This window comes from Herpetosiphon giganteus (genome assembly GCF_016907925.1).
Taxonomy (GTDB): domain Bacteria; phylum Chloroflexota; class Chloroflexia; order Chloroflexales; family Herpetosiphonaceae; genus Herpetosiphon; species Herpetosiphon giganteus.
Map to the genome: position 1 here is coordinate 31,801 of NZ_JAFBCZ010000030.1, position 16,249 is coordinate 48,049.

Annotated in this window: 16 protein-coding genes and 1 pseudogene; 9 read left to right on the forward strand and 8 right to left on the reverse strand. The window is 49.8% G+C overall.

Annotated elements, in window-relative coordinates:
• Nucleotides 1–57: 57 nt before the first annotated feature.
• The 3 genes from JOD20_RS21370 to gyrA form a co-directional block, all read right to left on the reverse strand.
• Nucleotides 58–858, reverse strand: a complete 801-nt coding sequence (locus JOD20_RS21370; protein WP_204757226.1) for a hypothetical protein — start codon at nucleotides 856–858, stop codon at nucleotides 58–60.
• A 355-nt stretch (nucleotides 859–1,213) separates the two neighbouring features.
• A complete protein-coding gene (locus JOD20_RS21375; protein ID WP_204757227.1) occupies nucleotides 1,214–1,591 on the reverse strand; it encodes a hypothetical protein in 378 nt (125 codons plus the stop codon).
• A 350-nt stretch (nucleotides 1,592–1,941) separates the two neighbouring features.
• Entirely contained in the window at nucleotides 1,942–5,118 is a 3,177-nt protein-coding gene (gene gyrA, locus JOD20_RS21380; RefSeq protein ID WP_204757228.1) for a DNA gyrase subunit A, read from the reverse strand.
• Between the two features lie 191 nt (nucleotides 5,119–5,309).
• Between gyrA and JOD20_RS21385 the strand changes: the two genes are divergently transcribed.
• Together JOD20_RS21385 and JOD20_RS21390 are read left to right on the forward strand one after the other, a co-directional pair.
• Nucleotides 5,310–6,134, forward strand: coding sequence for a hypothetical protein (locus JOD20_RS21385; protein ID WP_204757229.1), 825 nt, complete (start codon nucleotides 5,310–5,312; stop codon nucleotides 6,132–6,134).
• Entirely contained in the window at nucleotides 6,124–7,011 is an 888-nt protein-coding gene (locus tag JOD20_RS21390; protein WP_204757230.1) for a hypothetical protein, read from the forward strand. Before JOD20_RS21385 ends, JOD20_RS21390 begins: the two co-directional genes overlap by 11 nt.
• A gap of 1 nt (nucleotide 7,012) precedes the next feature.
• Here JOD20_RS21390 and JOD20_RS21395 read toward each other — a convergent pair whose 3' ends face one another.
• Both JOD20_RS21395 and JOD20_RS21400 read right to left on the reverse strand, forming a co-directional pair.
• A complete protein-coding gene (locus JOD20_RS21395) occupies nucleotides 7,013–7,588 on the reverse strand; it encodes a metal-binding protein (RefSeq protein ID WP_204757231.1) in 576 nt (191 codons plus the stop codon).
• Nucleotides 7,589–7,668: 80 nt separating this feature from the next.
• Nucleotides 7,669–8,088, reverse strand: a complete 420-nt coding sequence (locus tag JOD20_RS21400) for a DoxX family protein (RefSeq protein ID WP_204757232.1) — start codon at nucleotides 8,086–8,088, stop codon at nucleotides 7,669–7,671.
• Nucleotides 8,089–8,311: 223 nt separating this feature from the next.
• On the opposite strand from JOD20_RS21400, the gene ffh reads away from it, so the two are divergent.
• From ffh to JOD20_RS21430, 7 genes and pseudogenes are all read left to right on the forward strand, one after another.
• On the forward strand, nucleotides 8,312–9,661 hold the full coding sequence (gene ffh, locus JOD20_RS21405) for a signal recognition particle protein (RefSeq protein WP_204757255.1): 1,350 nt from the start codon (nucleotides 8,312–8,314) through the stop codon (nucleotides 9,659–9,661).
• Nucleotides 9,662–9,776: 115 nt separating this feature from the next.
• Nucleotides 9,777–10,043: pseudogene (gene rpsP, locus JOD20_RS27035) on the forward strand (30S ribosomal protein S16); the annotation flags it as partial.
• A gap of 129 nt (nucleotides 10,044–10,172) precedes the next feature.
• On the forward strand, nucleotides 10,173–10,358 hold the full coding sequence (locus tag JOD20_RS27090) for a sunset domain-containing protein (RefSeq protein ID WP_476702823.1): 186 nt from the start codon (nucleotides 10,173–10,175) through the stop codon (nucleotides 10,356–10,358).
• Nucleotides 10,359–10,419: 61 nt separating this feature from the next.
• Nucleotides 10,420–10,647 (forward strand): KH domain-containing protein, encoded by a 228-nt coding sequence (locus JOD20_RS21415; protein ID WP_054535575.1) that lies wholly within the window; start codon nucleotides 10,420–10,422, stop codon nucleotides 10,645–10,647.
• Complete coding sequence (rimM, locus tag JOD20_RS21420) at nucleotides 10,644–11,168, forward strand: ribosome maturation factor RimM (RefSeq protein WP_204757234.1); 525 nt, start codon at nucleotides 10,644–10,646, stop codon at nucleotides 11,166–11,168. The genes JOD20_RS21415 and rimM overlap by 4 nt, the downstream gene beginning before the upstream one ends.
• Nucleotides 11,169–11,274: 106 nt before the next feature.
• Entirely contained in the window at nucleotides 11,275–12,387 is a 1,113-nt protein-coding gene (locus JOD20_RS21425; RefSeq protein WP_204757235.1) for a L,D-transpeptidase family protein, read from the forward strand.
• A 44-nt stretch (nucleotides 12,388–12,431) separates the two neighbouring features.
• Nucleotides 12,432–13,940, forward strand: coding sequence for a Ppx/GppA phosphatase family protein (locus JOD20_RS21430; RefSeq protein WP_204757236.1), 1,509 nt, complete (start codon nucleotides 12,432–12,434; stop codon nucleotides 13,938–13,940).
• Nucleotides 13,941–13,969: 29 nt separating this feature from the next.
• On the opposite strand, the gene JOD20_RS21435 is transcribed toward JOD20_RS21430, so the two are convergent.
• Genes JOD20_RS21435 through JOD20_RS21445 form a run of 3 tightly spaced genes read right to left on the reverse strand, consistent with a single transcriptional unit; the run spans nucleotide 13,970 to nucleotide 16,241 of the window.
• On the reverse strand, nucleotides 13,970–14,332 hold the full coding sequence (locus JOD20_RS21435; protein ID WP_054535579.1) for a DUF192 domain-containing protein: 363 nt from the start codon (nucleotides 14,330–14,332) through the stop codon (nucleotides 13,970–13,972).
• A complete protein-coding gene (locus tag JOD20_RS21440; RefSeq protein WP_204757237.1) occupies nucleotides 14,332–15,237 on the reverse strand; it encodes a type II secretion system F family protein in 906 nt (301 codons plus the stop codon). Before JOD20_RS21440 ends, JOD20_RS21435 begins: the two co-directional genes overlap by 1 nt.
• A gap of 14 nt (nucleotides 15,238–15,251) precedes the next feature.
• On the reverse strand, nucleotides 15,252–16,241 hold the full coding sequence (locus JOD20_RS21445) for a type II secretion system F family protein (RefSeq protein ID WP_204757238.1): 990 nt from the start codon (nucleotides 16,239–16,241) through the stop codon (nucleotides 15,252–15,254).
• Nucleotides 16,242–16,249: the final 8 nt, after the last annotated feature.

Genomic DNA, 16,249 nt, shown 5'->3' on the forward strand with positions numbered 1-16,249 from the left:
GCATCCTTATTAAAAAAGGAGGTATTGCGAGCAAGCAATACCTCCATCTCCCAAAATCTAGCGTAGTACCTCGATAATATCGCCGTTATGGGCATTAATAACATATTGAGCTACTTCAGTTATGCCATGTTTTGCTGAATTCTTGGCTTCAATATTAATGACCCAGCGCAAGATATAATTCTTGCTGCGATCATTGTGCTCCCACCAAATATCTAAGCGATGTGAGCGCTCAACAAAAGCAAAAGAATTTTGTTTTGCAACAATTTCCAAGGCTTGTTGATAGTTAATCTTTGGCTCGGGATCAATATCAATCGCGCGAGCAACAATTCGTGAATAACTTACGACCGTTCCGGTGGCAGGATCGATCGTCAGCATCACCCGATTCGGTGTAATAGCGTTGGCTGAGCCACGTGTTTCAACCCATTCAAAGCGCTGAAGGGTTCCTGCAGCAGCATGATCTTTGCTTGCTTGATAGTGCAAGTTCAATCCATTGGTTGAGCCAAGCTGTTGTTGCACCACGGTTTCAGCTAATGCTTGGCCTTGGTCAAGGCTCAACGGAGTTGCTAAACGAGCATGCGCATCAGGCTGCACAATCGCGGTTGTAACAATTTTGTTCACTTCATCAAGCGTAAATATTGCCGAACCATCAGGCGTAACAAATGTACGTTCATGCACTCCTAACGCATGTTCTGCATTTGGTACATCTTTTAGTTCAAGGGTGGGATTATTCGTAAATTGACGAATAATTTTTGTCGCTGATTCGAGATCTAGCTCAGCTGAAAAAGCGTTATTGCTTGAATTCAGTAGAGTAAATACACAGATTAAGCTAACGATGGCAAGAAACCATAGCTTTTTCATCACTTCTCCTTATTTATAGCTCGCTGAAATAATAATCTAACTCAATTGTAGATATAAATACTGCATAGCATACTTCTAGAAATTAAATAGTTGATTGCCAAACAGTATGTGCTTTGCAGAACTAAGAAAGAGGATGCGGAATGGAGTATGGTGGGAGTGAAGTGTGGTAATCGATGATCTTTCTCGAAAACGAGCATAGCAAAAAAAACTATACCTGTCAAGCAGCACAGAGGTCGCAGATCTGCTTGAATTGGTATAATCAGTAAATCTTAACTCATTAAATAAATAAGCCTAGGAGAAATAAATCAAAACCTGCGTCGCTCTCTCTTCTCAGGAGCTACGAGCCAGCGCAGATTTAGATTGTCAGCATGGTATAAAATTGGGCGCGATAGGGTGCATAGCTGGCTAGCTCACGCACATAATCGCATACTTCGCTGCGCAAAATCGGGTCGTTATAGGTCTGAATTAACAACTCTAAGGCATTAACCACATATGCTTTCGGTTGATAGTGATAACACGATGACTTGCCTTCACCGGCGATGGAAAGAATCCCTGCTTCACTGAGCTCTTTGAGCGCGCGCTCAATGCTCCATATATCACGCCCGAGCTGGCGGGCGATGTGAGCAGCCGTGCCTTGATTGACTGTTCGTTGTGCAAATAGTATGACACAATGCAGCTTTTCGGGAGTATCGATCGCTTGCTCAAGCAACATATAAACGCTTGAAGAGATCATGCTCGCCTCCTTGCAATCCTCTTTGACTGCGCGGAAAAGAGACCCCGCTATCATGGCGGTTCACAGGCTCCTCGGCCTGTTGGTGTATCTTCCGTTCCTTCGCTTTCTGGGTCAATAGGTCAGCCGACAGCGGACAGTGGTGGTGGTAAGTAGATGGGATATAGAGGTGGAAAATTGCTGGTATTATGTTATGTCTCCCCGATTATATCACAGTTTCCATGAATAGCTAGATTAAAACAGGGTAAAAAAAGTGTGATCTAGATATATAGCTGAATTTGAGTTTAACCCACAAAAACCCGTTGCACATCAGGTATGCAACGGGTTTTTCGCAAGTGAATTGCTTAAAAAGCTTAAGCAGTGAGGGTTACTGTGCCGGGGCTATCGTTGGCATCCGAATCGTCGCTCTTGTCGTCGACTGGTGGTTCAGCCGAGACAGCGGCAACTAAATCTTTCTTATCAAGATTGATTACATTAACGCCTTGGGTTGTTCGCCCATACTTGGAGATCTTATCAGCACGCGTACGCATCACTACGCCATTGCGCGTAATTGTGGTAACAATGTCGCTATCAGTCAGCACTAATGCGGCGGCAATAATATCGCCTGGCTTAAGCCGCATGGTAATCACCCCTTGGGTTGCCCGCCCCTTGACTGGATATTCTTCAAGGTCGGTACGCTTGCCCATACCATGTGAGGTAATCACCAGCAGTTGTGAATTTGGCCGAACCAAATCCATCCCAACCACTTGATCTTTGGCCGACATTTTGATGCCAATTACCCCACTTGCTGGTCGACCCATCGGGCGTACTTCGTCTTGGCCGAAGCGGATGGTTTGACCATGTTGGGTTGTCATCAAAATATCTTCATCGCCATTGCTGGTTTTGACCCAGCGCAGTTCGTCGCCAGCATCAAGCCCAATTGCAATTAGCCCATTCGAACGCACCGAGCTATATTCGCTCAGTTTTGTGCGCTTGATTCGGCCTTTGACGGTGGTCATCACCAAATATTCGCCATCGTCGAAATCGGGAACGGCAATCAATGATGTGACCAATTCGCCTGGCTCGAGCGAGATCAAGTTGACCAACGGCAGGCCTTTGGCCGTGCGGCTGGCATCGGGAACTTCGTGTACTTTGAGCTGATAGACTTTACCACGGTTGGTAAAGAACAGTAAGTCGTTCAAGGTGTTACACATCAAAAGGTGTGCCACCACATCGTCTTCTTTGGTGGTCATGCCTTTAATGCCCCGCCCACCGCGATTTTGCACCCGATAGGTATCGCCAGGCAGTTTCTTGATGTAGCCGCGATCGGTCACCGTTACCAACACATTCATGTCGGGAATCAGGTCTTCGGTGCTGATGTCGCCAGTTGCATCGGCAATAATCCGCGAGCGACGCACATCGCCATATTTTTCCTTCAGCTCAGCCACATCATCTTTGATAATGCTGAAAACCCGTTCTGGCTTGGACAAAATATCTTCGAAGTCGGCGATTGAGCGCAGCACTTCTTTGTATTCGTCCTCGATCTTTTTGCGTTCGAGGCCAGCCAAACGGCGCAATTGCATTTCCAAAATTGCTTGCGATTGCAATTCGCTGAGTTTGAAGTTTTTCATCAAGTTGCTGCGTGCGGTTTCAGCAGTGCGGCTGGCCCGAATCGTCGCAATCACTTCATCAAGCTGATCAAGCGCAATCTTTAAGCCTTCGAGAATGTGCGCCCGCGCTTTGGCTTTGGCCAAATCAAACTCAGTGCGCCGGCGAATAACAATTTGGCGATGCTCGATGTATTCTTGCAAGGCTTTTTTGAGCGAAAGCGTGCGTGGCTGCTTGCCATCTTCGACCAAGGCCAACATATTGGCCCCAAAGGTCGTTTGCATGCTGGTGTATTTGAAAAGATGATTGAGCACCTTTTTGGGCTGGGCATCTTGTTTCAAAATAATCACCATGCGAATCCCCGAGCGGTCGGATTCGTCGCGCACGTCGCGAATGCCTTCGATGCGTTTATCCTTGACCAACTCGGCAATCCGTTCGATCAAACGTGATTTATTGACCTGATAGGGCAATTCGGTCACGACGATATGATACGCACCGCGAGCTGCTTCTTCGATATGGGCTTTGGCGCGAATCAAAATTCGGCCACGGCCACTGGTATAGGCACTAACAATCCCTTCAGTGCCCAAAATCGAGCCGCCGGTTGGAAAGTCGGGGCCAGGAATGAACTTAATCAAATCTTCAACCGTCGCATCGGGATTATCGACTAAGTAGCTAATGCCATCGCAAATCTCGCCAAGGTTATGTGGCGGAATATTCGTGGCCATACCAACGGCAATCCCCGAGGAGCCATTGAGCAGCAAATTGGGCAAGCGCGCTGGCAACACCAGTGGTTCTTGATAGCCGCCATCAAAGTTGGGGCCAAAATTCACCGTGTCGCGGTCGATGTCGCGCAACAATTCTTCGGCAATTTCCTTGAGCCGCGCCTCAGTATATCGGTAGGCGGCAGCTGCGTCGCCGTCGACAGAGTTATGCACAACACAGCCGTTTGCTAGCATAAAGTTATGATATTCATTAACCGTAATATCATAAACATCAGCAGTTTCATCTAACCAGCGCAAGCCAACTACGCGATGATTGTACGTTGAGGCAACTTGAACTAACTGCTCAAATGAACCAAATGTTTGAATTGCCTTTAGACTGCTAGGAATTTTCTCAGTCCGTTGAGCATCATAAAGTGCAGCACTCAAATCTGTTGACCCAAATTGGGCAAGTAACCGTGAGGTGTATTGCACTATTGATTGATTCTCACTATTCCAGATAGTTGCTAAAGGTTTAGCATTACTGATAGCCGTGAGATTTAGGGTTTCAAATGCGCCAGTTTGAGGTTGTAAAACCATTGATGGATTCTTGCTATCAAAATAGCCAGCCATTAAACTATCATCGATTGTTAAGTGCTGGGCTTCTTTCCATGTCTGATCACGCAGCATAAACTTATGATCAGGCGTACAGCGAACTACTGAACCATCATCAAAGGTCAATTCAATCAACTGAGCTTGGCGGCGGGTAATCCGTGATGAGCGGCCTTCACCAACGACAATCTTGCCTTGTTGATCAACTGAATAAACATAGAAGATCTCGTCGTATGGTAGTTGCGCGAGTTCTTCAAAGCTTTTTTCAGTGCCATCAAGGAGCTTGATTTTGGTATCGCCAGTAAAACAACCGAAGTTGCCTTGGCCATCGACCAGCGGATAACGCATATTCCATGGTTGGGCCAGCCGCACGAGCGCATCGTACACCGAAGAATCGCCGTGCGGGTGATACTTCTTGAGCACTTCGCCGACAACACCTGCACATTTGGAATAGCGAACGTTGTGCAACAGCCCTTCGCGGAACATTGCATATAAAATCCGCCGTTGCACTGGTTTGAGGCCATCGCGAGCATCAGGTAACGCCCGCGAGACAATCACACTCATTGCATAATCGAGATAGGCAGTGCGCATCTCATCGACAATTGCAACTGGCTTGACAATCCCTATTTCCATGAATTTTATCCCTTACGTAAGCGCTAAATCCCTAAATTTAATCTGCTTGTATTATACCGTGAAATAGCCATAATGTCGAATATTTTTAGCACAAATATGCTATATTTCATTAATCTGCTCAGCGATCAGCAGATCGTTGCTATACTACGCTGAACAAGCAAACAATGGTTGAGGCCAAGAAATTGAGCGCAATGCTAGCACTGTTTTTATTCGAACAACACGATAGCGTTTTGCGGCGGGCTGAGCTTGCGCAAGTGCTGGAACAAGCAGACCACATGCGCCAAGCCTTGCGCTTACAAGGCTATACGGCGCTCGGCCCAGCCTTGCAAACCTGGAATCCAGCAGCCCAGCGTATGCTCTATCAACCGATTGCTCATGTGTTTGACCCGAAGTTAAGCGCCGAATATAGCGTGCAACAAATCGAGGCCCGCTTGGTAGCCGAAATCTGGTTGACGCTTGATGCTCAGCAGCGCTACAACCTGGCTGGCATCTACGATCAATTGGCTGAGCAAGGCTTAGAGCCATTGAGTGCACCGTTGATTCCAGTCTTGCCGCTGGTTGGCGTTGAGCCACGAGTGCAGGCCTATATTCCGGTGGTGCCGCTGGGAACGCGGGCGTTGTGGCCACGTCATAGCTGGTGGGTGCGCAAACTTGGCTGGCAAAGGCCTGTGCCTGAGCTTGGGCAACAATTGACATGGCGCGATCAATGGCAGCACACATGGCCGCCATTTTTACGCTTGCAACTAGCTGCAATCATCAGCATTTTGCTGTTGAGCATGCCATGGGCCTTGCTTCAATGGTGGCTAGGGGCTGAGCCACAGGTGCTGTTTTTGCAAAGCTTTGCGATCTTCACAGCGCTGCGTTGGTTTGGTATCATTGGAAGCATGCTATTGGGAGTGGTAATTTGGAGCCAGCGCCGCAGTGCAATTCAGGCATGGAACCGTTTTTGGGCAACGACCCCAACACCACCCCTTTTGATCATTGAGCTAGAGTCGGAGAAACAGCGTGAGCAATGACTTTCCCATCGAACAAATAATTGCCCAACATCTGCCTGAGGCGATGGCGCTCCAATTGCATGTTTTGCCAGCCCACCAAGAGCTGATTGCCCCGTTGCCGACAGGCTATGTTGGGCCAGTTATGGCCGCAGCAGAACAGTGGCTCAAAGTCCATGGCTATCGCACCTTGGGGCCATGGATGATTGCTTGGGGACCAACTGGCCAGCCTCAATTACGCCGCCCAGTTAGTGGCGCGCTCAAGGCAATTCGCGAAAAAGATTTTCAAACGGTTGAAGTGCCAGAACAATTGCTGTTAGCGGTGCCATTCGTTGGCTGGCCTGTGCTGCCGCATAATTTTACCCAACCAGTTAATAGTGTTGGGCTGAATATCATGGGGTCGCCCATGTTGCTCGCCTTGACCGATTCGCCACCAACGATGGCTTGGGTTCCAGTCGTTCCGCGCGGCACAAATACGCTTTTTTCGATTGAGCGCAGCAAAATTGGCCTCTTGCCAACGCCACCGAAAGCAGGCCAGCAAGTACCAATGCTTGATGCATGGCTACGAGCAAGCTATACCCTAGGCCGCTTTTTGACAATTCTCGTGGGTGGCTTTGGCTTTTTAATATCGATTAGTGTGATTTTTTCGGTGCTTATCGGCGACATTGACCTTAGCTCAGTCCAATCGCTTTCTTTTATTATCGCGTTTCAATATGGTATAAGGGCGGTTTTGAGCAGCCAATTTATTATCATCCCATCGATCATTATCTTTGCGATCATTGGGGCCTATAAAATGAATGCAATCGCCAATTGGAACCGTTTTTGGCAGCAACGCCCAACGCCACCAGAACTGCTGCTTGGCAGTCGCGGCGATGGCAAAATTGGCACATGGTTGGGCTAAATTACCAGCCCCAATCATCGCGGCGGCGTTTGCGTCGCCGCTTGCGCCACGGCATTAACAACGATCGGTGGTATGGCTCGCGGCCCTCAATCAGCCAATCGGCAATTGAATGCACCGCGCCGCCAGTGATAAAGCCAATCAAGCCATAGATAATTAATTGACGATCGCTATACCAAAGCTGTTTGAGATCGGCAATAAAAGCGGCGCTGATGGTGGCAGTATCGACGGGCGTGAAGCTATTGATTAATGTCATGCCCAGATAAAACGAGAGCCAGACCATCACCAAGAAATAGGCCAGCCGAAAGAGCGGGCCAAACACGAGGCTATGCGAAATTCCGGCGCGATGCGGCACTAACTCGCGATAGGGCCACCAAATAAAGCGTAGTGGCCCCCAGCGATTATAGGGTTCGGAGGCCAAATCGAGGTCGGGCGAGAAGGCCATACCGGAAACCATATGGGTTCCGGCCCAAACAAACGCCGCCAATAAATCACTGTTTGGCACCAACCGCCAAATAACTGGAATCCCAACAATGCCTGTAAAGACGGTGAGCATATCGTGGGTTTTACCATCAGGCATTGGGCAACGCTCCTAGAAATAGCAGAATGGATAGTTCAGATGTGCTATTATCTTTGATCGTTGGTTGCATTGCAAGCAGTTTAGGCTGGTTTTTTGGCTGGGGGCTTGTTCAAAACCATTTCATCAACTGAATACGGGCCGCCACCATTTAAGCCAATGACGATACAAATCGTGAGCAAGACTAAATCGTATTCCATGCCTTCTGCATAATAAAAAAATTTGCCCCAATGGACTTTAATTGCCCCAAGCATGACACAACCAAGCAATAATGCTGCCCAACGACTATACACCCCGACAGTTAATGCCAAGCCACCCAAAAATTCAACTGTTGCCACCAACCATGCCAGCACCGCTGGAATTGGTAACTGATATTGGTTGCCAAAGGTTGCAGCAATATCACCAATCATTGTTACCTTCGACCAGCCATGAACCACGAACACAACACCGACAACGACTCGTAATAGCGTCCAAGCGATAGCACTCAGCTGTGCGCTTTTCATCGCGAACTCCTTGCGACAAATCGTAGTAAATGCCGCTATGATACACGCTAATAGGCTTTTTGTGTGCTACACTAGAGGCAGCGAGTACAAAAATCTCCCCAAAGAAAGCAGTTTGACAGGCCGTGTGTAATCAACTACAATGCGACAAAATGCTGACAGGAAACTTTCCGCGCTAGGGCGTGCCGAGTTTCTGCCAGTTTTTTCTGTTGCGGTGAGGTGTATGATGTTTGAGAATCTATCCGACCGCTTAACCGATGTTTTCAACCGGTTGGGCAGCAAAGGCCGCCTAACTGAATCTGATGTTGATGCGGGCTTGCGCGAAGTGCGCTTGGCCTTGTTGGAAGCAGACGTTAACTTCAAAGTCGTCAAAGATTTTGTGGCGCGGGTGCGCGAACAAGCGATTGGCGAAGAAGTCACCAAGAGTTTGACTCCTGGTCAACAAGTGATCAAAATCGTTCACGACGAATTGGTGCACTTGCTTGGTGATGCCAATGTGCCAATCAATGAATCGAAAAACCGCGAGCAGCCGACGATTGTGATGTTGGTCGGGTTACAAGGTGCTGGTAAAACAACCATGGCCGCCAAGTTGGCGCTGTATATGCGCAAAAAAGGCAAAACGCCATTGTTGGTTGCCGCCGACATCTACCGACCAGCCGCAATTAAGCAGTTGGAAACGCTCGGCAAGCAATTGAATATTCCGGTCTTTAGCGAAGGCACCGATGTTTCGCCACCTGATATTGCTGAGCACGCTTTGCGCCAAGCTCGGATCAATGGCAACAACTTTGTGATCGTCGATACCGCCGGACGCTTGCAAATCGACGAACGCTTGATGGGCGAGTTACAACAAGTCGTCGAGCGGATTGGGCCAACCGAAATTATGTTGGTCGTCGATGCCATGATTGGGCAAGAATCGGTCAAAGTTGCTGAGGCCTTCCATGCCAAAGTGCCATTGACTGGTTTGATTATGACCAAAATCGATGGCGATGCCCGTGGTGGGGCTGCGCTCTCGATGCGCGAAGTCACGGGAGTGCCAATTAAGTTCCTTGGGACGGGCGAAAAAACCGATGCCATCGAACCATTCCACCCCGATCGCTTAGCCCAACGGATTTTGGGCATGGGCGACGTGATGACCTTGATCGAGCGCGCCGAGCAAGTGTACGACAAAGACGAAGCCAAGAAAATGCAAAAGAAGATGCGCAAAGGCACCTTCGACTTTGAAGATTTCCTTGGCGCAATGAACTCGATGCGTAAACTTGGCCCATTACAACAAATCTTGGGGATGATTCCTGGGATTGGCAAACAACTGCGCCAAATGAAAGACCTTGACGAAGCGCTTGATGATCGCGAGATGAAACGCATCGAAGCGATTATTCAATCAATGACCATCAAAGAGCGCCGCAACCCCGACTTGCTGAAAGATCCTAGCCGCAAACGCCGGATCTCAGCGGGTAGCGGTACGCGGATCGAAGATGTCAACGCCTTGGTCAAACAGTTCCGTGAAATGCAACGCATGATGAAACGCTTCGGCAAGGGCGGCCAAAATCCGCGCGACCTGATGCGCATGTTCAAATAAAACCGAGGCTATAGGCTACAGTTTGTAGGCTATAGCACCTAATTAATTATTACTTAGTGGCTAGCCTATAGCCTTGAGCCTATAGCCACTCGCCACTTTTGGAGGAAACACTCGAATGGTTCGTATTCGTCTTCGCCGGATGGGCATGAAGCACAAGCCCGCATATCGTGTTGTTATTGCAGATTCGCATGCGCCACGCGATGGCAAGTTTATTGAAACGATTGGCCACTACAATCCCCAAGCACAACCAAAAGTTGTGTTTATCAAGGAAGATCGCGCTCGCTACTGGCTGAGCGTTGGTGCCCAACCATCAGATACCGTAGTGCGCTTGTTGAAAAACTTGGGTGTGGTTGATGCTGAAGGCAAATTGATCGGCGAAGCTCCAGCTAAGGTTGAAGCTCCAGTCAAGAAAGCTAAAAAAGCCGTGACCAAAGCCGCCGCTGCTGCTCCAGCCGCCGCCGTTGCTGCTCCAGTCAAGGCCGCAGCCGAAGCTGGCGAATTTGCTGGCAGCGTGCGCCCATTGGCCAATGGTAGCGCCCCAGAAGGCTACGCCATCAAAGGCAACCAAAACTCAATGTTGTACCACGTTCCTGGTAGCCGCTACTACAATTCAACCGTGGCTGAATTGTGGTTCGACACCGTGGAAAGTGCCGAAGCAGCTGGCTTCCGCGCTCCTGGTCAAAAAAGCGCTGAGTAAGCTCGCAAATCGGGTGTGAGGCACTGGCTTCACACCCATTTCTATGCGCAAGGATGCAGCTATGGAAGATTTATTGAACTATATCGTCGAAGGCTTGATCGATACCGACGACATTAAAATTAGCAAACGCACTGGTCACCACAGCATTACCCTCGATCTGCGCATTCCCCAAAGCGAAGCAGGGAAGGTCATCGGGCGCAATGGGCGCGTGGTCAAAGCCATTCGCGACGTATTGGGCATCGTTGGCGCTCGCCAAAACAAACGGGTCCACCTAGAGGTTAATTCGTGACAGCTCCAAATATTGATGATTTCTTGTTAGTTGGCCGCATTTCTGCGGCGTTTGGTGTGCGCGGCGAGTTAAAAATCTCGATGATCTCATCGCACCCAGAACATATTCAAAAGCTTAAACACTTGTTTGTTGGCGACTTATCAAAGCCGTTCACAATTGGCCGCTTGCACCAACACAAAGGCAGCCTCTATTTGTTGCGGCTCACCGAAGTTGATACCCGCGAGGCTGCCGAAGCAATGCAAGGCCTCGAAGTCTATATTCATCGCAGCGATGCAGCGCCGTTGGCTAATGATGAATATTTCTTGCACGATTTGGTTGGCTTGCAAGTGCAAACCGAAGCTGGCGAGGTCATTGGCCAAGCAGCCGAAATTATTGAAACTGGCGCAAATGATGTTTTAGTGGTGCGCAAATTGGGCCAAGCAGATATTTTGGTGCCAATGGTGCGTGCGGTCGTGCGCTCAATTGATATTGCTGGCGGCACGATTACCGTAACATCGCTGGCCGATATTGTGCCCGAATAACTACCCCAAAGATTCCACCAATCTGAATTGACAGCGGCTCATTGCACTGCTACGATGAAGCCGCAACGTACTTTTAAGCCTCAGGCAGCACGCGGAGAATATAGCTATGCGGCGGATCATTTGGTTGAGCCTCGTTCTTGGTTTATGTTTTTGGGCCTTTCGCACTTCCCAAGCAGTGACCCCTGCCCTCACCGATACCTATGGGTTTGCTTCGTTTTGGCAAATTAACGGCGGCGAGCAGATTTTTGGCCAACCAATTACTGATCCCATCGAGCAAGATACGCTGGTTGTGCAGTATTTTGAAAACGCGCGCTTTGAGTACAATCCGCAAACTGATAGCGTTGGCTTGGGCTTGGTTGGCCGCGAACGCACCCAATGGCGCGATTTCGGCCCGCAACCACGGCTCGCTGGTGCAAGCTTGCGCCCAGAAGGCTCCAACTACGATCTCGCTGGCAGTTTCCGCACGTTTTGGGAAACCAACGGCGGGGTCGAAATTTTTGGCCTCCCAATTAGTCCAGCCCAATTCGAAGCCCGCCCAACGGGCCGCTTCAAGGTTCAATATTTCGAACGCGCTTTGCTGATCGAGCATCCGTTGTTGGCAGGCACGCCCGATGAAATTGAGCTAGCGCCGCTTGGCCAAGAAGTTGCTGCCGCCCGAGGCTTGATCGAAGGCATGAGCTACGAGCTGCCGTATTTGTTCGAATTTGATCCCGTTGCGCCAGCCCCAGTGCAAACTGCTGCCCCGCAACCAGTTGCTGAGCCAACCCAAGTGCCACCAACTGCGGCTCCAGCGCAACCAACGAATCAACCAGTGCCAACCGCCACGCCCAAGCCCGCCAATCCCAACCTTGGTAAGCGCATCGAAGTCGATATTAGCAAGCAATGGCTGTATGCCTACGAAAATGGCACCGTCGTGTTTGATGCGCCAGTCGCAACCGGAAAAGATGGCTTCAACACGCCAACTGGCAGCTACGAAATTTATGCCAAAGTGCCGTTGCAAACCATGCGTGGCTCGCTTGGCGGCGAAACTTGGGTCGTGCCGAATGTGCCGCACGCCATGTATTTCAATGGCAGCGTTGCCCTGCACGGGACGTATTGGCACAATTTGTTTGGCAGTGGCACTCGGATTAGCCATGGCTGTGTCAACTTACCGCTCGATGCCGCCGCTTGGCTCTACGATTGGGCAAGCGTGGGCACAACGGTCCAAGTTTATTACTAGCAAAACCTAAAATAGCATGCTAGGCGTTGTCGAGGAGAATTGTAATGACCCAACACGTCGGGATTATTGACCTTGGCTCCAACACCGCTCGCATGATTGTGGTGCAATATCAGCCGCATCATTCCTTCAAATTGGTTGAAGAAGTGAAGGAAAATGTGCGGTTGGCGCATAATGTTGGCCCCGATAATCAATTGCAAGCCCAACCAATTGCCAAGGCGCTTGAAACTTTGCGCATGTTTGGCAATTTCTGCCGCGCCATGGGCGTGAGTGACGTTGTGGCGGTGGCAACTAGTGCCGTCCGCGATGCCGCTAATCAAACCAGCTTTTTAGCCCAAGTTAAAGAAGAAACCGGCCTTGATTTACGCGTGCTCAGCGGCGATGAAGAAGCCTACTACAGCTACCTTGGCATGATCAATACGCTTGGCGTGAGCAATGGCTTTATGTTTGACATCGGCGGTGGCAGCGTCGAATTGGCCTTAGTGCGCGGGCGTGGGCTAGCCAACACCACATCGTTGCCACTTGGCACGGTGCGCCTCACCGAGCAAATTTTACGCAGCGATACTCCCAGCAAAGCAGAACTCAAAGCCCTCGATCGCCACGTCGACGAAGCCTTAGCAGGGCTGGATTGGTTTCGCCCGCAAGGCAGCAAATTGCCATTAATCGGCGTAGGCGGCACGGTGCGCAACCTCGCCAAGCTTGAACAACGGGCGCAACGTTATCCACTTGATATTGTTCATGGCTACACAATGTCGCTGCAACGGGTCGATGAATGGGCCAGCCGTTTGAGCAAACTCAATCGCAACGAGCGCGAACAACTCGAAGGCTTAAATAATGATCGCGCCGATGTAATTACCGCTGGCGTGCTGCTCATTCGGGCTTTGATGCAGCGTTGTGGCGCTGATAGCCTCTGGATTTGCGGCCATGGCCTGCGTGATGGCATTTTCTACGAGCATTTTTTGCGTGGCTCACAGCCACCCCTGCTGAGCGATGTGCGCCAATTTTCGGTGGCAAATTTAGCCCGGATCTATGGCTATAACGTGCTACATGTGGCCAAAGTGCGCGAATTAAGCCTATCGTTGTTCGACCAGCTGCAAAGTTTGCATGGCTATGGCGCGTGGGAGCGCGAATTGCTCGAAGCAACAACCATGGTTCATGATATTGGCGTGGCAGTCAATTTTTACGATCATCATAAACATGGCCTGTATTTGATTTTGAACTCGATGTTGAATGGCTATACCCATCGCGAAATGGCGCTGATTGGCCTCTTAACTAGGCACCATCGCAAAGGTGGAGTGACCGATGCTGGCTTGGCTGGCGTGTTGGCTGAGGGCGATCTTGAGCGACTGGGCAAATTAAGTGCGCTCTTACGAATTGCCGAATATCTTGAGCGCTCCAAGAGCCAGGTCGTGCAGGGCGTGGTTTGCAAAATCGAGAAGCAGCAGGTGCGAATTAGCGTACAAGCGGTTGGCGATGCCTCGATTGAAATTTGGGATGCAAACCGCAAGACCAATTTATTTCGCAAAGCCTATGGGGTTGAGGTCGTAATTGAATAGCCCTAGCAACAGCATGCTAGGGCTATGCGCTAGAAAATAGCAGGAATAACTGCTAATTGATCGCCAAGTTGGGTCTGCGATTGTTGAATAACCCCAACTGGCAATTCGAGGGTATAGCGAGCTTTGGCAGCGCCAGCAAATGGTCGCCAAGGCTTGAAGTTCTCGCGCAGCCCAACCACCTGATGTTGACGATCGACAAAAATCACATCGATGGCAAAACGCATAAAGAACATATGAATATTGTTGTTGGGATACAGAATTAAGCCAGTGTTAGCTGGCAAATTCTTGCGACCCATCAAGCCCATGCCACGGCTCAAAAAGCTATTCGCAAACTCAGCGTATTCCACCAAGTTGCTATTGCGGGTTAGATTGCGAATGGCGTGTTGCGACACTAGAGACCGCCACCAAGCAAGCGTGGTATTGCTGGCCCCAAGATAACCACAAACATTGAAGGGAAGATCAAGAACACCAACGGAAAGAGCATTTTGATTGGTGCTTTTTGGGCTTCTTCTTCGGCGCGTTGGCGACGGCGCAAACGCAATTGGTCAGATTGAATTTTGAGCATTTTACCCATGCTGACCCCAAGTTGGTCTGCTTGAATGACCGCCGAAACAAACGAGGTCAGGTCATCAACCCCAGTCCGAACCGTCATAGCACGGAAGGCTTCGTGGCGTTGGGTGCCTAAGCGAATGTCGGAAAGTGCACGGCGGAACTCGCGGCACAACTCGTTATCCCATTTTTCAGCCACCCGTTGGAGTGCAGCATCGAAGCCCAAACCAGCGGTAACGCTAATTGAAAGCAAATCGAGCGCATCGGGCAACGCTTTAAGGATGGTTTTTTGACGCTTTTTAATTTGGCGACCAAGCCACATGGCTGGCAGCAAAAAGCCTAATGCGCCACCGATACCCGACCATTGAAGCGTGCTGAGCGTTTCAGCATCGGCCAACATACAGACCAAAAAGATAATCCCAAACAAGGCCAGGGCCAGAAAAATCCGCATCCCGGTAAACATTGCTGGGGTCAGATTGCCAGGGTTGCCTGCGAGCATTAAGTTCGTCCGCAGTTTATCGTTACCCTTGCCAGATTGGCCAAGCTTCACAAAAACACTGTTCAGCATTGGCGTGACAATCCGTTGCATAAAGGGCAACTGCAACTCCAGATCTTCAAGATTCATGGAGCGCTCGGTAAATTGAGCAAGGCGGTTTGAGACAGTATCAGTTTGGCGGCGCTGGTTGAGCACCATAAATCCAACTGCACAGATAATTACCAGAATAACTAAGCCAATAAGTAAGGCCATAGCAAGCTCCCGCTTTAGACTTCAATATTAACAATGCTTTTGATTGCAAAGAAGCCTGCAATCATCATCATTGCACTACAGACGGGCATACAGCACCATGCATCGGGTGGCATCCCAATTGTCATCAATGGGGCCATATAATCAGGGTTGAGCATGGTAATAATAATTGCAATCGAAATTGGCAACAACGTAACCACATAGCCTGAATAGCGAGCCTGCGAGGTAAGCACCCGAATTTGGCCTTTGATCCGCACCCGTTCACGAATGGTGTGAGCAATCGTATCGAGGATCTCGGCCAAGTTGCCCCCAACTTCCGCTTGAATATTAATGGCCGAAACCATCAAATCAAGGTCTTCGCTGGGAACCCGCCGCAAGAGGTTATTCATGCCATCCTCAAGCGAAAGGCCTAAACCGACCTCTTGAACCACCCGTCGAAACTCAACTGAGATTGGTGGTGGTGCTTCGCGCGAGACCAAATCCATTGACTGGAGCAGACTATAGCCAGAGCGCAGCGAGTTGGCCAACAAACCAACCGTATCGCCTAATTGATTATTAAAGGCTTTGAGCCGTGAATCTTGTTTAAAGCTCACAACTTTATCGGGGACGATAAAGCCGATAATTGCCCCAACCACCCCACAGGCCACAACTGCCAAGAAGTTGGCGCGGCCAAGGAACACCCCAAACAAGGCAAACAAAATTACCGAGGCGAATTTCATCATAATGAATTCGGTCACGGTTAGTTTTAGGTCGGCTTGAGCTAAATCGCGGGCCAAATCGGAGCCTTTTTGGCCGCGGTTGACCATCGAATCAACCCTGCTTGCCAAGGCACTCATGCCGCGTTCGTTCGTATCGTTTTGGTTGCGGCTGCGCTCGGCAAAGGTTGCGAGCCGACCATCAACTGAATTGGCTTTGGTTTCCCTGAGTTTGCGATAGATAACGGCCCCAGCCACAAAGAGGACGATCGCAATTAGGGCGGGAATGCTCCATGGTGGTAAATTTTCCATGGCCCTAG